At 58.8% G+C, this 15,805-nt stretch carries 12 protein-coding genes; 6 read left to right on the top strand and 6 right to left on the bottom strand.

Translation table 11 applies throughout. The features are described 5' to 3' along the window. The first annotated feature begins 14 nt into the window (after positions 1–14). From infB to UIA24_RS09470, 6 genes are all read left to right on the top strand, one after another. Positions 15–2,510 carry a translation initiation factor IF-2 gene (gene infB, locus UIA24_RS09495; RefSeq protein ID WP_065758267.1) on the top strand — a complete coding sequence of 832 codons (2,496 nt, stop codon included), beginning with the start codon at positions 15–17 and terminating at the stop codon, positions 2,508–2,510. 120 nt (positions 2,511–2,630) lie between these two features. Beyond that, positions 2,631–3,032, top strand: coding sequence for a 30S ribosome-binding factor RbfA (gene rbfA / locus UIA24_RS09490; RefSeq protein ID WP_065758268.1), 402 nt, complete (start codon positions 2,631–2,633; stop codon positions 3,030–3,032). 3 nt (positions 3,033–3,035) lie between these two features. Continuing rightward, on the top strand, positions 3,036–3,953 hold the full coding sequence (gene truB, locus UIA24_RS09485; RefSeq protein WP_065758269.1) for a tRNA pseudouridine(55) synthase TruB: 918 nt from the start codon (positions 3,036–3,038) through the stop codon (positions 3,951–3,953). 152 nt (positions 3,954–4,105) lie between these two features. Continuing rightward, positions 4,106–4,375, top strand: coding sequence for a 30S ribosomal protein S15 (rpsO, locus tag UIA24_RS09480; protein ID WP_065758270.1), 270 nt, complete (start codon positions 4,106–4,108; stop codon positions 4,373–4,375). A gap of 250 nt (positions 4,376–4,625) precedes the next feature. Beyond that, positions 4,626–6,731 (top strand): polyribonucleotide nucleotidyltransferase, encoded by a 2,106-nt coding sequence (gene pnp, locus UIA24_RS09475; RefSeq protein WP_065758271.1) that lies wholly within the window; start codon positions 4,626–4,628, stop codon positions 6,729–6,731. 103 nt (positions 6,732–6,834) lie between these two features. Beyond that, entirely contained in the window at positions 6,835–7,167 is a 333-nt protein-coding gene (locus UIA24_RS09470; RefSeq protein WP_065758272.1) for a BON domain-containing protein, read from the top strand. Between the two features lie 51 nt (positions 7,168–7,218). Here the strand turns inward: UIA24_RS09470 and UIA24_RS09465 are convergent, their stop codons facing one another. From UIA24_RS09465 to panD, 6 genes are all read right to left on the bottom strand, one after another. Then, the gene (locus UIA24_RS09465; RefSeq protein WP_330522750.1) at positions 7,219–10,152 is read right to left on the bottom strand and encodes a DUF748 domain-containing protein; all 2,934 of its coding nucleotides are present in this window, start codon (positions 10,150–10,152) and stop codon (positions 7,219–7,221) included. Between the two features lie 102 nt (positions 10,153–10,254). Then, on the bottom strand, positions 10,255–11,271 hold the full coding sequence (locus tag UIA24_RS09460) for a class I SAM-dependent rRNA methyltransferase (RefSeq protein WP_099775826.1): 1,017 nt from the start codon (positions 11,269–11,271) through the stop codon (positions 10,255–10,257). A gap of 69 nt (positions 11,272–11,340) precedes the next feature. Then, entirely contained in the window at positions 11,341–12,519 is a 1,179-nt protein-coding gene (locus UIA24_RS09455; RefSeq protein ID WP_330522749.1) for an acetyl-CoA C-acetyltransferase, read from the bottom strand. Between the two features lie 142 nt (positions 12,520–12,661). Continuing rightward, positions 12,662–13,531, bottom strand: a complete 870-nt coding sequence (locus UIA24_RS09450) for an oxygenase MpaB family protein (RefSeq protein WP_330522748.1) — start codon at positions 13,529–13,531, stop codon at positions 12,662–12,664. A gap of 77 nt (positions 13,532–13,608) precedes the next feature. Further along, positions 13,609–15,273: a glucose-6-phosphate isomerase gene (pgi, locus tag UIA24_RS09445; protein ID WP_065758277.1), complete on the bottom strand. Its 1,665-nt coding sequence runs from the start codon at positions 15,271–15,273 to the stop codon at positions 13,609–13,611. A gap of 118 nt (positions 15,274–15,391) precedes the next feature. Beyond that, entirely contained in the window at positions 15,392–15,772 is a 381-nt protein-coding gene (gene panD, locus UIA24_RS09440; RefSeq protein ID WP_099775821.1) for an aspartate 1-decarboxylase, read from the bottom strand. Positions 15,773–15,805 lie beyond the last annotated feature (33 nt).

Below are 15,805 nucleotides of genomic sequence, written 5' to 3'. Positions count from 1 at the left end.
GAGGAGAGAAGTGCATGACGCAAGTCACGGTGAAAGAATTGGCCCAAGAGGTCGCTGCACCGGTAGAGCGCCTGCTGCAGCAGATGCGTGAGGCAGGTCTGCCGCACACCGACGCCGGTCAGGTAGTGACCGACAGTGAGAAGCAGGCTCTGCTGACTCATTTGAAAAGCAGCCACAAGGCGAAAGTGGAAGAACCGCGCAAGATCACCTTGCAGCGCAAGACCACCAGCACCCTGCGTGTTGCCGGTAGCAAAAGCATCAGCGTAGAAGTACGCAAGAAGAAAGTATTTGTGCAACGCAGCCCGGAAGAGATCCAGGCCGAGCAGAAGCGCGAGCTGGACGAACGCCGTGCTGTGGAAAACGCCGCACGTGAGAAGGCTGAAGCCGAAGCACGTCAACGTGCCCAGGAAGAAGCCCGTCGTCAGCCTGCAGCGACTGAGGCCGTAGCGGCCGCGCCGGTCGCAGCAGCGCCTGCCGCTGTTTCTCCGGCCGACGCTGCTCCAGCACCGGTTGCCGATCGCAAGAAAGACGAAAGCCGTCGTAGCGACAAGGCGCGTGACGACGATCGTCGTGGCGAGCGCCGCAACGAAGCGCCACGTGTTTCGGTCAAGGTCAAGGAAAAGGAAAAGGCGCCTACGCCGCGTGCTGCTCCGCGTACTACCGAAGAAGAAAGCGATGGCTTCCGTCGCGGTGGTCGTGGCAAGGGCAAGCCGAAGAAGCGTAACGCGCACGGCTTCCAGAGCCCGACTGGTCCGGTAATCCGTGACGTGGTGATCGGCGAGACCATCACGGTTTCTGAACTGGCCCAACAGATGTCGGTCAAGGCCGCTGAAGTGGTCAAGTTCATGTTCAAGCTGGGCACTCCGGTGACCATCAACCAGGTGCTCGATCAGGAAACCGCACAGCTGGTTGCTGAAGAGCTGGGCCACAACGTCAAACTGGTCAGCGACAACGCCCTGGAAGATTCCCTGGCCGAGTCCCTGAAGTTTGAAGGTGAGTCGTTCGCTCGTGCGCCGGTTGTTACCGTAATGGGTCACGTTGACCACGGTAAGACCTCGCTGCTCGACTACATCCGTCGTGCCAAGGTAGCTGCTGGCGAAGCCGGTGGTATTACCCAGCACATCGGTGCTTACCACGTTGAAACCGACCGCGGCATGGTCACGTTCCTCGATACCCCAGGCCACGCTGCGTTCACCGCAATGCGTGCCCGTGGTGCCAAGGCAACCGACATCGTGATCCTCGTGGTCGCGGCTGACGACGGTGTAATGCCGCAGACCATTGAAGCAGTCCAGCATGCCAAGGCTGCCGGTGTTCCTCTGGTTGTTGCCGTGAACAAGATCGACAAGCCGGGTGCAGATCTCGATCGCATCCGTAACGAGTTGTCTGTTCAGGGCGTTACCTCCGAAGAGTGGGGCGGTGATACACCATTCGTTCCTGTCTCGGCGAAGATGGGTACTGGCGTCGACGAGTTGCTTGAAGCCGTTCTGCTGCAGGCCGAGATTCTCGAGCTCAAGGCAACGCCTTCGGCACCGGGTCGTGGCGTGGTAGTTGAATCGCGTCTGGACAAAGGCCGTGGCCCAGTGGCTACCGTGCTGGTTCAGGACGGTACTCTGCGTCAGGGCGACATGGTTCTGTGCGGTTCGAACTTCGGCCGTGTACGTGCCATGCTTGACGAGAACGGCAAGCCTGTGAAGGAAGCGGGCCCGTCGATTCCGGTCGAGATCCTTGGTCTTGATGGCACTCCAGAGGCCGGCGATGAGCTGAGCGTGGTTGCTGACGAGAAGAAGGCCCGTGAAGTTGCACTGTTCCGTCAAGGCAAGTACCGCGAAGTCAAACTGGCTCGCGCGCATGCCGGCAAACTCGAGAACATCTTCGAGAACATGGGGCAGGAAGAGAAGAAGACCCTCAACATCGTCCTCAAGGCCGATGTGCGTGGTTCTCTCGAGGCGCTGCAAGGTTCCTTGAGCGGTCTGGGCAACGACGAAGTACAAGTGCGCGTAGTGGGCGGCGGCGTCGGTGGTATCACCGAAAGCGATGCCAACCTGGCACTGGCTTCCAATGCAGTACTGTTCGGCTTCAACGTGCGTGCTGATGCTGGCGCGCGCAAGATCGTCGAGCAGGAAGGTCTGGATATGCGTTACTACAACGTGATCTACGACATCATTGAAGACGTCAAGAAAGCCCTGACCGGTATGCTCGGCAGCGATGTTCGCGAGAACATCCTCGGTATCGCTGAAGTGCGTGACGTGTTCCGCTCGCCTAAGTTCGGTGCTATCGCCGGTTGCATGGTGGTCGAAGGTACGGTTCACCGTAACCGTCCGATCCGTGTACTGCGTGAAGACATCGTTATCTTCGAAGGCGAACTGGAATCGCTGCGTCGCTTCAAGGACGATATGTCCGAAGTCCGTGCCGGCATGGAATGCGGTATTGGCGTCAAGAGCTACAACGACGTCAAGGTTGGCGACAAGATCGAAGTCTTCGAGAAAGTCCAAGTCGCTCGCACGCTCTAAGCCGCGAGCTTGGGAGCCGTATGTTGATCGCCGCAAGGCGCCCGCAGCGGCTCTGAACGCAACGCCCGGTCCGGCTTCAGCCTGGCCGGGCGTTTGCCGCTTCAGTTACAGGTAGCAAACATGGCAAAAGAATATAGCCGTACCCAACGTATTGGCGATCAGATGCAGCGTGAGCTTGCGCAGCTGATCCGTCGTGAAGTCAAGGATCCGCGTGTTGGTCTGGTGACCATCACTGCCGTCGATGTCAGTCGTGATGTTGGCCATGCCAAGGTGTTCATCACCGTGATGGGGCAGGATGGTGCAGAAAACATCGCGCAGAGCTTGAAAGTTCTGAACTCCGCCGCAGGTTTCCTGCGCATGCAACTCGGTCGTGAAATGAAGTTGCGCAGTGTGCCGCAACTGCACTTCCACTATGACGAAAGCGTCTCCCGTGGCGCCCACCTGTCGGCGTTGATCGAGCGTGCCGTAGCAGAAGACAGCCAGCATCAGGATGGCGGTACTTCCCTGGACACCAAGGAGTAAGCGGTGGCTCAGGTCAAGCGTATCCGTCGTAACGTCAGTGGCATCATCCTGCTCGACAAGCCGCTGGGGTTTACCTCCAACGCCGCTTTGCAGAAGGTGCGCTGGCTGCTCAATGCTGAAAAGGCAGGCCATACGGGGAGCCTCGACCCACTGGCCAGTGGTGTATTGCCGCTGTGCTTCGGTGAGGCGACGAAGTTTTCCCAGTACTTGCTCGATTCTGACAAGGGTTACGAAACGGTCATGCAATTGGGCATGACCACCAGCACTGCCGATGCTGAAGGTGAAGTGCTGCAGACTCGCGAAGTGACCGTTGGTCGCGCCGATATCGAAGCTGTTTTGCCACAATTTCGTGGTCAAATCAGTCAGATACCGCCGATGTACTCTGCGCTCAAGCGTGACGGGCAGCCGCTGTACAAGCTGGCACGCGCAGGTGAAGTAGTGGAGCGTGAAGCACGTTCTGTTACTATTGATCGCCTGGAACTGCTTGAGTGTGAAGGTAGCCGCGCTCGTCTTTCGGTAGGCTGCAGTAAAGGTACGTACATCCGTACCCTGGTCGAGGACATCGGCGAGCAGTTGGGCTGTGGCGCCTATGTTGCAGAACTGCGCCGCACGCATGCCGGGCCATTCAGCCTGGCACAGACTGTGACCCTCGAAGAACTCGAGCAGGTTCACGCCGAAGGCGGTAATGAAGCGGTTGATCGCTTTCTGTTACCGTCCGATAGCGGTCTGCAAGATTGGCCTCTGCTCAAGTTTTCCGAGCACAGTGCCTTCTACTGGTTGCATGGTCAGCCGGTAAGGGCTCCGGACGCGCCGAAATTCGGCATGGTCCGCGTACAGGATCACAACGGTCGCTTCATCGGTATTGGTGAAGTGAGCGAAGACGGGCGAATTGCGCCGCGTCGACTGATTCGGTCTGAATGATCGAAACCAACGGTATCAGGCTTCGGCGTGATACCTGCGGGACAGAGGATGGCTGTTAATAGGCACGGTTACTCCTCACTTTTATGAATACAGGGATTCGTCCCTGGCCTATTGGAAACCGGTTTCGGTTTCCCTTGATTTGGAGAAGCCAGATGGCACTCAGCGTTGAAGAAAAAGCTCAAATCGTCGGCGAATACCAGCAAGCAGCCGGTGACACCGGTTCGCCAGAAGTGCAAGTTGCACTGCTGACCGCCAACATCAACAAGCTGCAAGGCCACTTCAAGGCCAACGGCAAAGACCACCACTCCCGTCGTGGTCTGATCCGTATGGTAAACCAGCGTCGTAAGCTGCTGGACTACCTGAAGGGTAAAGACGCCACTCGTTACAGCGCCCTGATCGGTCGTCTGGGTCTGCGTCGCTAATAGCGTCCTGGCCAGTGGTGTGCTCGGCGTGTTGCATTCTTCAGCCACGGTACGTTGTACCTGGGTTGATGAACACGCCGCGCGTATCTATGAGGTTGGCTGTCTGTTCTGCCTGAGCGGTTTCCGCGCAGTCAGGGCAGGCTCCCAACCTCTAGTTTTATCTGGACGGTCAATGGGGCCGATTCCCCGTTCTGCCCAAGAATTCGCAAGAACAAGTTCCCCTAGAGCCACTGAAAAAAGGTAGGAAACCGTGAACCCGGTAATCAAGAAATTCCAATTCGGTCAATCGACCGTTACCCTCGAGACGGGCCGTATTGCTCGTCAAGCCTCCGGCGCCGTATTGGTCACCGTCGACAACGATGTTACCGTACTGGTGACCGTGGTCGGTGCCAAACAGGCTGATCCAGGCAAGGGCTTTTTCCCTCTGTCCGTTCACTATCAGGAAAAGACCTACGCCGCCGGCAAGATCCCTGGTGGTTTCTTCAAGCGTGAAGGTCGTCCTTCCGAGAAAGAAACCCTGACTTCGCGTTTGATCGACCGTCCGATCCGCCCGCTGTTCCCAGAAGGTTTCATGAACGAAGTGCAGGTTGTCTGCACCGTCGTTTCCACCAGCAAGAAGACCGATCCGGACATCGCTGCGATGATCGGTACTTCGGCTGCCCTGGCGATCTCCGGTATTCCGTTTGATGGTCCGATCGGCGCTGCCCGTGTTGCTTACCACGAAAGCACCGGCTACCTGCTGAACCCAACTTACGAGCAACTGGCTGCCTCGAGCCTGGACATGGTCGTTGCCGGTACTTCCGACGCGGTACTGATGGTTGAATCGGAAGCCAAAGAGCTGACCGAAGACCAGATGCTGGGCGCTGTGCTGTTCGCTCATGACGAGTTCCAGGCTGTTATCCAGGCCGTCAAAGAGCTCGCTGCCGAAGCTGCCAAGCCTACCTGGGACTGGAAAGCACCGGTTGCCAACACCGAACTGCTGAACGCAATCCGCGCCGAGTTCGGCGAAGCCGTTTCCCAGGCTTACACCATCACCGTCAAGGCCGATCGCTACGCTCGCCTGGGCGAACTGCGTGACCAGGTTGTCGCCAAGTTCTCCGGTGAAGAAGGTCAGCCTAGCGCTGGTGAAGTCAAAGAAATCTTTGGCGAAATCGAATACCGCACCGTTCGCGAAAACATCGTCAATGGCAAGCCACGTATCGACGGTCGCGACACCAAGACCGTACGTCCGCTGAACATCGAAGTCGGTGTACTGTCGAAGACTCACGGTTCGGCATTGTTCACCCGTGGCGAGACCCAGGCTCTGGTTGTTGCAACACTGGGTACTGCCCGTGACGCGCAGCTGCTGGACACCCTTGAAGGCGAGAAAAAAGACCCCTTCATGCTGCACTACAACTTCCCTCCGTTCTCGGTAGGTGAGTGTGGTCGTATGGGTGGTGCAGGTCGTCGTGAAATCGGTCACGGCCGTCTGGCTCGCCGTTCGGTTCAGGCCATGCTGCCAGCTGCCGACGTATTCCCGTACACCATTCGTGTCGTCTCGGAAATCACCGAGTCCAATGGTTCCAGCTCCATGGCTTCGGTCTGTGGTGCATCGCTGGCACTGATGGACGCTGGTGTACCGATGAAGGCACCGGTTGCCGGTATCGCCATGGGTCTGGTTAAAGAAGGCGAGAAGTTCGCCATCCTGACCGACATCCTGGGTGACGAAGACCACCTGGGCGACATGGACTTCAAGGTAGCCGGTACCGCCAAAGGTGTTACCGCGCTGCAGATGGACATCAAGATCAACGGCATCACCGAAGAGATCATGGAAATCGCTCTGGGCCAAGCCCTGGAAGCGCGCCTGAACATCCTCGGTCAGATGAACCAGGTCATTGGTCAGTCCCGTAGCGAACTGTCGGAAAATGCTCCGACCATGATCGCGATGAAGATTGATACCGACAAGATCCGTGATGTTATCGGTAAAGGCGGCGCGACCATCCGTGCTATCTGTGAAGAGACCAAGGCTTCGATCGATATCGAAGACGACGGCTCGATCAAGATCTTTGGTGAAACCAAGGATGCGGCAGAAGCGGCTCGCCAGCGCGTACTGAGCATTACTGCCGAAGCCGAGATCGGCAAGATCTACGTCGGCAAGGTTGAGCGCATCGTTGACTTCGGTGCCTTCGTCAACATCCTGCCGGGCAAGGACGGTCTGGTTCACATCTCGATGCTGAGCGATGCTCGTGTCGAGAAAGTGACCGATATCCTGAAAGAAGGTCAGGAAGTTGAAGTACTGGTACTGGACGTGGACAACCGCGGCCGTATCAAGCTGTCGATCAAAGATGTTGCAGCAGCCAAGGCTTCGGGCGTCTAAGCTCAAAGCGTTGAAGAAAGGACCCTAAGGGGTCCTTTTTTTATGGGCGGAGTTCGCCGTGTACGTGCTTGCATCCTGCATGCTTCAAAAAGGAGTGTCTTGTATGAAGAAGTTCGTTATTGCTGCCGCTACTGTTACCGCGCTGATGTTGGCCAACGTGACCTTTGCTCAAGCGCCGCTGACGGTTGCGGCGGGTGAGATGACCAAGGCAACAGAGGCTACTTCCGATACCTGGATCACCACGAAGGTCAAAGCAGACCTGATGACGGAGAAGGGGGTGCCGGGTTCGGACATCTCTGTAGAAACCAACAGCGGCGTAGTTTCCCTGTCGTCAAAGGTGCCTTTGACCCAATCCCAGAAAGACGCAGCAGTCTCGATTGCCAAAAAAATAAAGGGGGTTAAGGCGGTATCGGCTGAAGGCCTGAGAACCTATTAAGCTGAACCCCGGCCATTGAGCCGGGGTTTTAAGCAGGCGTTTGAGGAGCGCTTACTCGGAGTCCAGATGCAACTGCGAGATTACCCGGCCATCGGCTTCGGCTTGCCCCAGCGTGGCATCGACGAAGTAGACGCGCTGGTCTTCAAGCTTGCCCTGGTCGACCAGGTAGTCCTTGATGCTGCTGGCGCGCGCCTGGCCCAGTTGACGCAGCAGCAGGGGGCTTTCAGCCCACGACGTGATCACCGCGTTGCGCAGGTTGTCTGTGCGCTCTTTACGGCTCAACTGTTCCCACTGCGCGGGCGGTTGTTGTTTGAGGCGCGAGCGGTAGATCGCCTCAAGCATCGCGGGTTTCTCATCATCTGGCACCTGCAGTTGAGTGGCTTGTGCCGGGACCTTGTCGCCTCGCCGTTGCAGCATCTTGTAGTAGGTAGCCTGATACTCGCGCTCCAGACGCTGCTCGGCAATCAGCGGGCCGTCACTGCTCTGGGCGCTGGTACCTTCGATTTCCAGGCGCAATTCCGGGCGCGCCTTGAGTGCGCTGGCGAGTTTGTCCAGGGCCCCTTTGGCGTCGCTGCTCAAGTCACTTGAGCCTGGAGTAAAGGCGACGCTTCCGAGGTCTTGGGCGTCGCCGCCACTGACGAGCCCGCCAATGAACTTGAACGGTGCCTGGGCGGCTCGCATGACGAGGTTTCGTAATGTCTGCCAGACAATCGGCATCACGCTGAACTGAGGGTTGTTCAAGTCGCCGGAGATTGGCAACTCAATGGAGATTTTGCCTTCTGTGTCCTTGAGCAGTGCGACGGCAAGGCGAATCGGCAAGTCTACGGCATCAGGGCTGTCTACCTTTTCACCCAGTTGCAGTTGTTCAAGCACCAGTTTGTTCTCGGCCTTGAGCTGGCCCTTGGTGATCAGGTAATGCAGGTCCAGATTCAGGCGACCCTTGCGGATGCGGTAGCCGGCAAATTTGCCCGAGTAAGGGGTCAGGGTGGTCAGCTCGACGCGTTTGAAGCTGGTGGCGATGTCCAGGCTGGCCATGGGGTCGAAGGGGTTCAGCGCGCCCTTGATGGTGACGGGCGCATAGCGGTCGACCTTACCTTTGATATCGACATTGGCAGGTTTCGGTTGCCGGTTGTCGATGGTGCCGATCCGGCCGTTGAGTTGCTGGATCGCCGTGGCGAAGTTGGGTGTCAGGCTGAAATCGGCGAAGTTGGCCGAGCCGTCGTTGATCGCGATTTCACCAATGTGGATGCCCAGCGGCTTGGCGCTGCTGGTGGACGTATTGCGGGCTTTCTGCGGGCTTCCAGCGGGTTGTGGTATCAACAGGTCATCGACGCTGGTGGTACGGTCTTCATTGATCATAAAACGCGCATAGGGCTGTTGCAGGTTGACCTTTGCAATCGACAGCGCATCCCCATGACGGTACTCCAGGCCATCCAGATTCAACTGCTGCCATTTGACGAAATCGCGATTCTTGATGGTGTCTAGCGTGTGCAGCTGATTGACCTGAGCCTTGCCCGTGATACTGAAGGCCAGCGGTGCCGTGTTCTTGAGGTCGACGTCGAGATCGCTGTTGAGCATGCCGCTGCGTAGCTCAAGGCGAATGAATGGGCTGATATAGGCTTGTGCGACACGAAGGTCGATATCCCGCGTAACGACATTCAGTTTACTGCTGACAGGTGCCAGATTGACGTCACCCGAGGCCTGCAGCTTGCCTTGCTTGCCTACTCCGGTATCGAGCTTCAGGGTGAAGGGTGACTGATTGAGGCTGTCGAAGTTCTGCAGGTCCAGGTTAAGTGGGCCCACCTCCAGCGCGACCGGTTCCTTGTGGGTGCGGTCAGTCAGATGAACCTGATAGTTGCGCAACTGAACGTCACGCAGTAACACCTGCCATGGTTTGCTTGGGGTATTGGTGCCTGTCGTCTCTTTGGTGGCCGGCGTTGCGGTGGCCGGTTCAGTTTTCTCTGCAGGTTTTGCCTTGGCTGGCTGGCTGGCGAACAGCTTCTGCCAGTCGAGCTGACCATCGGCTTCAAGGGCTGCCCAGGTTTCCAGTTTCTCGCTGCGAATCTTGCCAACGGTGACCAACTGCTTGGCCAGGTCAATCGACGTTTCGCTGACCGACAGGCTGGCCAGGCGTACCAATGGCCTGCCATCGGGCGCATTGACTGCAAACGGCGCGACCTGAAGCGAGGTGTTGTCGAGCAGCAGCTCGGTTTCCTTGGACAGGTTCAGTTTGTAGTGGGTCTCAAAGCTGACACGCCCGTCTTCAAGTACCAACGGCACTATATCTCGGACATAAGGCCAGACGAGCTTCATCTTGCCGTCAGTAAACTTCAGCGTGCCTTCAGAGGCGATGGGCACCAGGCTGAACGTACCCTGCCAGTCGATCCGGCCGCCCTTGGGGCCTGCGGCGACCAGGGTCATGTCCGTGCTGTCGTCGGGCAGGGTGCTGAGGTTCTTCAGTTCCAGGTCCATCGAGTCGTAGAGAAATTCGATGGGTTCGCTGGGTCGCAGGTCTTCGAAATGCAGGTAACCGGCGTTGAGTTTGATGCTGCCAATACGCAGCGGGAAGGGCTCGCTCGCAGGCGTTTCGGCTTTTGGCTGGCTGGGCGGCAGCTTGAAGAGTTGGGTCAGATTGAGGCTGCCGTCCTTGGCAAACAGCAGTTCGGTACGTGGCTTGTCCAGTTCGACGTTCGCCAGGTGAAGCGCGCCGCTCCACAGGCTGTCGAGCTGCAGGTTGGCATACAAACGTTCAAAGCCGACCTGCTCCTTGCCCGGCTCACCGATCTGCAAGCCCCAGAGTGTCAGCTCCAGGCTGAACGGGTTGAGTTCCACGCGCTGCAGCTTGGCTGGTAGCGTGGCGTAGTTGGCTAATTGCTGGTTAGCAATTCGCAAGGCGACGCCGGGGAGAATCAGGAATCCAAGCAGGCTGTAAAGGGCCAGAGCGGCCAACAAGGCGCCGAGGGCGCGTTTCATTCCTTTGGGCATGTGCGGCGTCGTCTGTATCTAACGGAAGTGGTTGGAGTATGGCACGATAATTCGGTTCCGAAGATAGCGCCAAATCACCTCTTTCGTGCGTAAACGTCTATTTCAAAGGTGCAGAATCAAGGTCTTTAGCGGTGGTTGGTTATCCATGGACGGGAAGTCGGCAGCCGGTGTCAGAACCTGCCACTCGCGCACTGGCCGGTTGTTTTTCTCGGCGCAGCGCAGCACCTGTGCGCGCCAGTCGTCGAGGCTGACCTTGGCCAGGTTGTTACAGCAGACCAGCACACCTCCTTCGGCAGTGCTCAACAGCGCCGGCTTGAGCAGGCTTTGATAGTCTCGCAACAGGTCGACGGTGCCGAAGGCACTCTTTGCCCAGGCAGGCGGGTCGAGAAATACCAGATCGAATTGCCGTGGTTCCAGTCGCGGGTAGGGCGGCAGTTTGTGACCGCGTCGTTGGCTGACGGGTAGCCCGGCCAACTGGCGGATCGCCGGGAAGTAGTCGGACTGTATGAACTCCATGGGCGCAAGCGTTGGGTTCAGGGCTGCGTTTTCGCGACCTACAGCCAGGTTGCCTTCGGCGAAATCCAGGTTGCAGATCTCACGGGCACCCCCTGCGGCGGCACTCAAGCCAACCCCACAGGTATAGGCAAACAGGTTCAGTACGCGCTTGCCGGCGCTGTGCTGCTTGATCCAGCCACGGGCATTGCGCAAATCGAGAAACAACAGCGGATCCTGCCCCGAGTGACGGCCACGTACCCGATAGTTCAGCCCCCATTCATGGCCGACATGATCGGCCAAGGCCGCCTCGCTGGCCTGGTAGGCCGGGTCTCGACGGTCGATGCGACTGTTGCCTTGGGAGCGGTCGTTGTAGACCAGCAGCAGCTCCAGGCCAAGTGATTGCTCGACGGTAGCATGCAGGTCGAGCAAGGCATCGTGATCGAGGGTCTGGTGAAAGCTCTGTACCAGCAACTGCGGGCCATAGCGGTCTACGGTCAGGCCGGCAGCGCCTTCCTGGCTACCATGGAACAGCCGGTAGCAGTCGGTCCCTTGGGCATGGAGTTCGGCGAGAAGGCCGTTGCGGGAGTCGAGGGCGGCGCGCAGCGCCTGATTCAAGAGGGACATGCACGTAGCCTTGGTATTCGGGGCTGCAGTTTAACAGGAGAGGCCCAGGGTGAGCCTCTCCGGCGTACATCAGCGTTCGATCGTCAGGGCCACACCCTGCCCACCACCGATGCACAGCGTTGCCAGCCCTTTCCTGGCATCACGCTTGATCATTTCGTGCAACAGGGTGACCAGTATCCGGCAACCGGAAGCACCAATAGGGTGCCCCAATGCAATGGCACCACCGTTGACATTGACCTTGGCGGCATCCCAGCCCAGCTCTTTACCGACGGACAACGCTTGGGCGGCGAAGGCTTCGTTGGCTTCGATCAGGTCCAGGTCTGACAACGACCAGCCGGCTTTTTCAAGGCAGCGTCGAGTGGCATTTACAGGGCCAATGCCCATGATTGCAGGGTCAACGCCGGCGTTTGCATAGGCGGTGATACGGGCCAGTACCGGCAGCTCCAGTTCCTGGGCTTTAGCGGCACTCATCAGCAGCACGGCGGCAGCACCATCATTGAGTGACGACGCATTGCCAGCCGTGACACTGCCATCTTTCTTGAAGGCGGGCCTGAGCTTGCTCAACGACTCAGCGGTAGTGCCCGGGCGGGGCTGCTCGTCAGTGGCGAAAGCGATCGGATCGCCTTTGCGTTGCGGGATCAGGATCGGGGTGATCTCTTCAATGAAACGACCGCTTTCAATGGCTACGCTGGCTTTCTGCTGGGAGGCCGCTGCGAAGGCGTCCTGCTCCTCGCGGCTCAGGCCGTACTTTTCGACCAGGTTTTCGGCGGTGATGCCCATGTGGTAGTCGTTGAAAGCGTCCCACAAGCCATCACTGATCATGCTGTCGATCAATGAGCTGTGGCCCATGCGCAGGCCGGTGCGCGCACCAGGCATGACATAGTTGGCAAGGCTCATGTTTTCCTGTCCGCCCGCGATGATCACGTCGGCATCGCCACACCGAATCGCTTGCGCAGCCAGGTGCACGGCTTTAAGCCCAGAGCCACATACCTTGTTGAGTGTCAGGGCTGGCACGGCGTGGGGTAGCCCGGCCTTGATCGCGGCTTGGCGGGCAGGGTTCTGACCTGCACCGGCGGTCAGAACCTGGCCGAAGATGACTTCGTCTACGAGTTCGGCGTCCAGGCCGGTCTGTGTCAGCAGCTGGCTGATAACCGCAGCCCCCAGATCAACGGCTGGAATAGCGGCCAGTGCTCCTTGGTAGCTACCAATGGCGGTACGGGTGGCGGCAACGATCACAACATCTTGCATGGCACAGGTCCTTAGTCTTGTTGGATGTGGTATCGGAACGGCAAAAGCCTGCTTTGGGCTTTGTTGGTAGGCATGGTGGCACAGATGGCCAGGCGCCTGCCAATCACCAAAGTATGAGGCGCGCACGCCCGCTGGCTGACGCTCAGCTGAGTCCCATGCGTCGGTGTGCACGGTGCTTGGAGCTGTCGCGCATGGCCCAGCGTAGCACCGGGGCAACACCGGCAACCCCCAGGCGGACCAGTCGGCGCTCTAGCAGGCTCGGTGAGAATCCATGCATGGCACTGGCCCATGGCGCTAACAGGTCGATGCCTGCCCGCATCATCACGGCGCCAACGGGCTTGGCCTGCCGGCTCGGCGCAGGGGCATCAAGCAGCAGGCGAACCACTTCGCGGCTGCGTGCATCGCACGCCAGTTGTGGGCGCATGGCGTGCAGATATTCGGCAATAGCCTGGCGCGAGCGGGGCACATTGCGTGCGCCCAGGCGTTCGGCGACCAAGGCAATTTCGTCGTAGTAGGCATCCTGGTCAGCGAGGCTCATCCGAGGATTGCGGTAACGCAGGTGTGCGGCGAGAAAACTGCTGACTTCGGCGACGTGTACCCAGGTCAGCAGTTCGGGGTCGCTGGCGGCATAGGGGCGCCCATCGGCGGCGGTGCCGACGACCTGCAGATGAATGGTCCGTACTTTATCGATCAGCCACTCGGCGTCGCGGGTTGAGCCGAATGTCGTCCCGGAGATGAACTGGCTGGTACGGCGCAGACGGCCGATCATGTCTTGGCGAAAGTTCGAATGGTCCCAGACCCCGGCCAGTGCCAGTGGGTGCAAGACTTGCAACAGGAGGGCGCTGATGCCGCCGATCAGCATGCTTGGAAAGTCGCCATGCACGCGCCAGCAGACACTGTCTGGGCCAAACAGCCCGGGATCACCTTTGGGGTGTTCCAGGTCCAGTTGCCCCAGCGCCAGGCCGGTCATGCTAAGCAGTTGGGTCTCGATACGCCGACGAAGGGCTTCCATAACATCCTTGCGGTACCGTCGTTGCGGTGCGCTTCACTGCCCCCGATCGCACTGGCGACCAGGGGCAGGAAGGGTGATCAGCCGCGGTGGCGACCGCGGAAGTAGTTGATCAGGCCTTGGGTCGAGGCATCTTCAGCAGGCTCTTCGATGCCACCGGTGAGGCGCTGGTAGACGCCTTTGCCGAGCTCCTTGCCCAATTCAACACCCCACTGGTCGAAGGCGTTGATACCCCAGATGACGCTCTGCACGAACACTTTGTGTTCATACATGGCCACCAGCGCGCCCAAACGGCGTGGGCTGATACGCTCTACAACCAAGGTGTTGCTCGGACGGTTGCCCGGGATCACCTTGTGCGGCGCCAGCTTCTGGATTTCGGTTTCGGCCAGGCCTTTCTCGCGCAGTTCTGCTTCGGCTTCAGCGCGGGTCTTACCGAGCATCAGGGCCTGGCTCTGCGACAGGCAGTTGGCGTACAGCCACTGGTGGTGGTCGGCAACCGGGTTGAAACTGACTACCGGGACGATGAAGTCCGCTGGAATCAGTTGGGTGCCTTGGTGCAGCAACTGATGGTAGGCGTGCTGACCGTTGCAACCGACGCCACCCCAGATGACGGGGCCGGTATCGTGGTTAACCGGGGTCCCGTCCTGGCGCACGCTCTTGCCGTTGGACTCCATATCCAACTGCTGCAGGTGCTTGGTGATGTTGCGCAGGTAGTGGTCGTACGGCAGGATCGCGTGGCTTTGCGCTCCCCAGAAGTTGCCGTACCAGACGCCCAGAAGTGCCAGCAGCACAGGCATGTTCTGTTCGAATGGGGCGCTCTGGAAGTGCTGGTCCATGGTGTAGGCACCGGACAGCAGCTCCTTGAAGTTGGCCATGCCAATGGCCAGGGCAATAGGCAGGCCGATGGCCGACCACAGCGAATAACGGCCACCTACCCAGTCCCACATCGGGAAGATGTTCTCTTCGCGGATGCCGAAAGCGATGGCTGCTGTCTTGTTACTGGAAACGGCGATGAAGTGCCGGTGAAGTTCTACTTCCGAACCACCCTGGGCCAAGTACCAAGCGCGTGCAGCCTGGGCGTTTTTCAGGGTCTCGAGGGTGTTGAAAGACTTTGACGAGACGATGAACAGTGTGGTCTCGGCGCGCAGGTTGGCCGACAGCTCATGGAACTCGCTGCCGTCGATATTGGCCAGGTAGTGGCAGCGCACGCCCCGCTGGGCATAAGGCAAGAGGGCTTCAGAGACCAGTTCGGGGCCAAGGAAGGACCCGCCAATGCCGATGTTCACAACGTCGGTAATCGGCTTTTCGGTATAACCACGCCACAAGCCGTCGTGAATCCGCCCAACCAGTTCGGTTACCTGGTTAAGGACCTTATGCACCTCGGGCATGATGTTGACGCCGTTGACGCTCAATTTGTCGCCTACCGGACGGCGTAGCGCGGTGTGCAGCGCTGGGCGACCTTCCGAAGCGTTGAGGATCTCGCCGGCGAACAGCGACTTTATCGCATCCTGCAGGCCCACTTCATCGGCCAGCCCTACCAGCAGGTTGCGGGTCTGGGCGTTGATCAGGTTTTTCGAGTAGTCGAGGAACAGGCCGCAACAGCTCAGAGAAAATTGGTTGAAGCGCTGTGGATCGGCGTTGAAGGCCTCGCGCATGCTGAAATTCTGCATGGCTTCGCGGTGCTGCTGGAGCGCCTGCCAGGCCGGCAGGGCGGTAACGTCATGAGGGGTGCGGTAGTACGCCATCGCTGCAGATTTTCCTTATTGCTGGAACTGCCTTGGACACTGAAAAGGTCGGTCCGTTTGCAGGCTCGTCTGAAAAGATTGCACACGAACCTGCCGTTGGCCTAGCTGAGCCGGTGGCTCAGTCCAACTGAACCGGAATGGCATGGCTGGTGTGGCTCAGCTCATTCCCTGGCGCCATGTATAGCATGCGCGGTTTGAAGTTGTGCAGTTCTGCTTCACTGTAATGGGCATAGGCGCAGATGATTACGCGGTCGCCGACTTTGGCCTTGTGTGCAGCTGCACCATTGACCGAGATCATCCGGGAGCCTTCTTCGCCGCGAATGGCGTAGGTGGTGAAGCGCTCGCCGTTGTCGACGTTGTAGATCTGGATTTGTTCGTACTCACGAATACCGGCCAGGTCCAGCCAGAGCCCGTCGATGGCGCAGGAGCCCTCGTAGTCGAGTACGGCATGGGTGACTTCTGCGCGATGCAGTTTGGCCTTGAGCATGATGGCGTGCATGGGGGGATTCCTTGGTCAGGTTCTCGCGCGGGT

This window comes from Pseudomonas sp. AL 58 (assembly GCF_036348395.1).
GTDB lineage: Bacteria > Pseudomonadota > Gammaproteobacteria > Pseudomonadales > Pseudomonadaceae > Aquipseudomonas > Aquipseudomonas defluvii.
The sequence above is the reverse complement of the archived record's forward strand: the minus strand, read 5'-3'. Positions and strand labels throughout refer to the sequence as shown.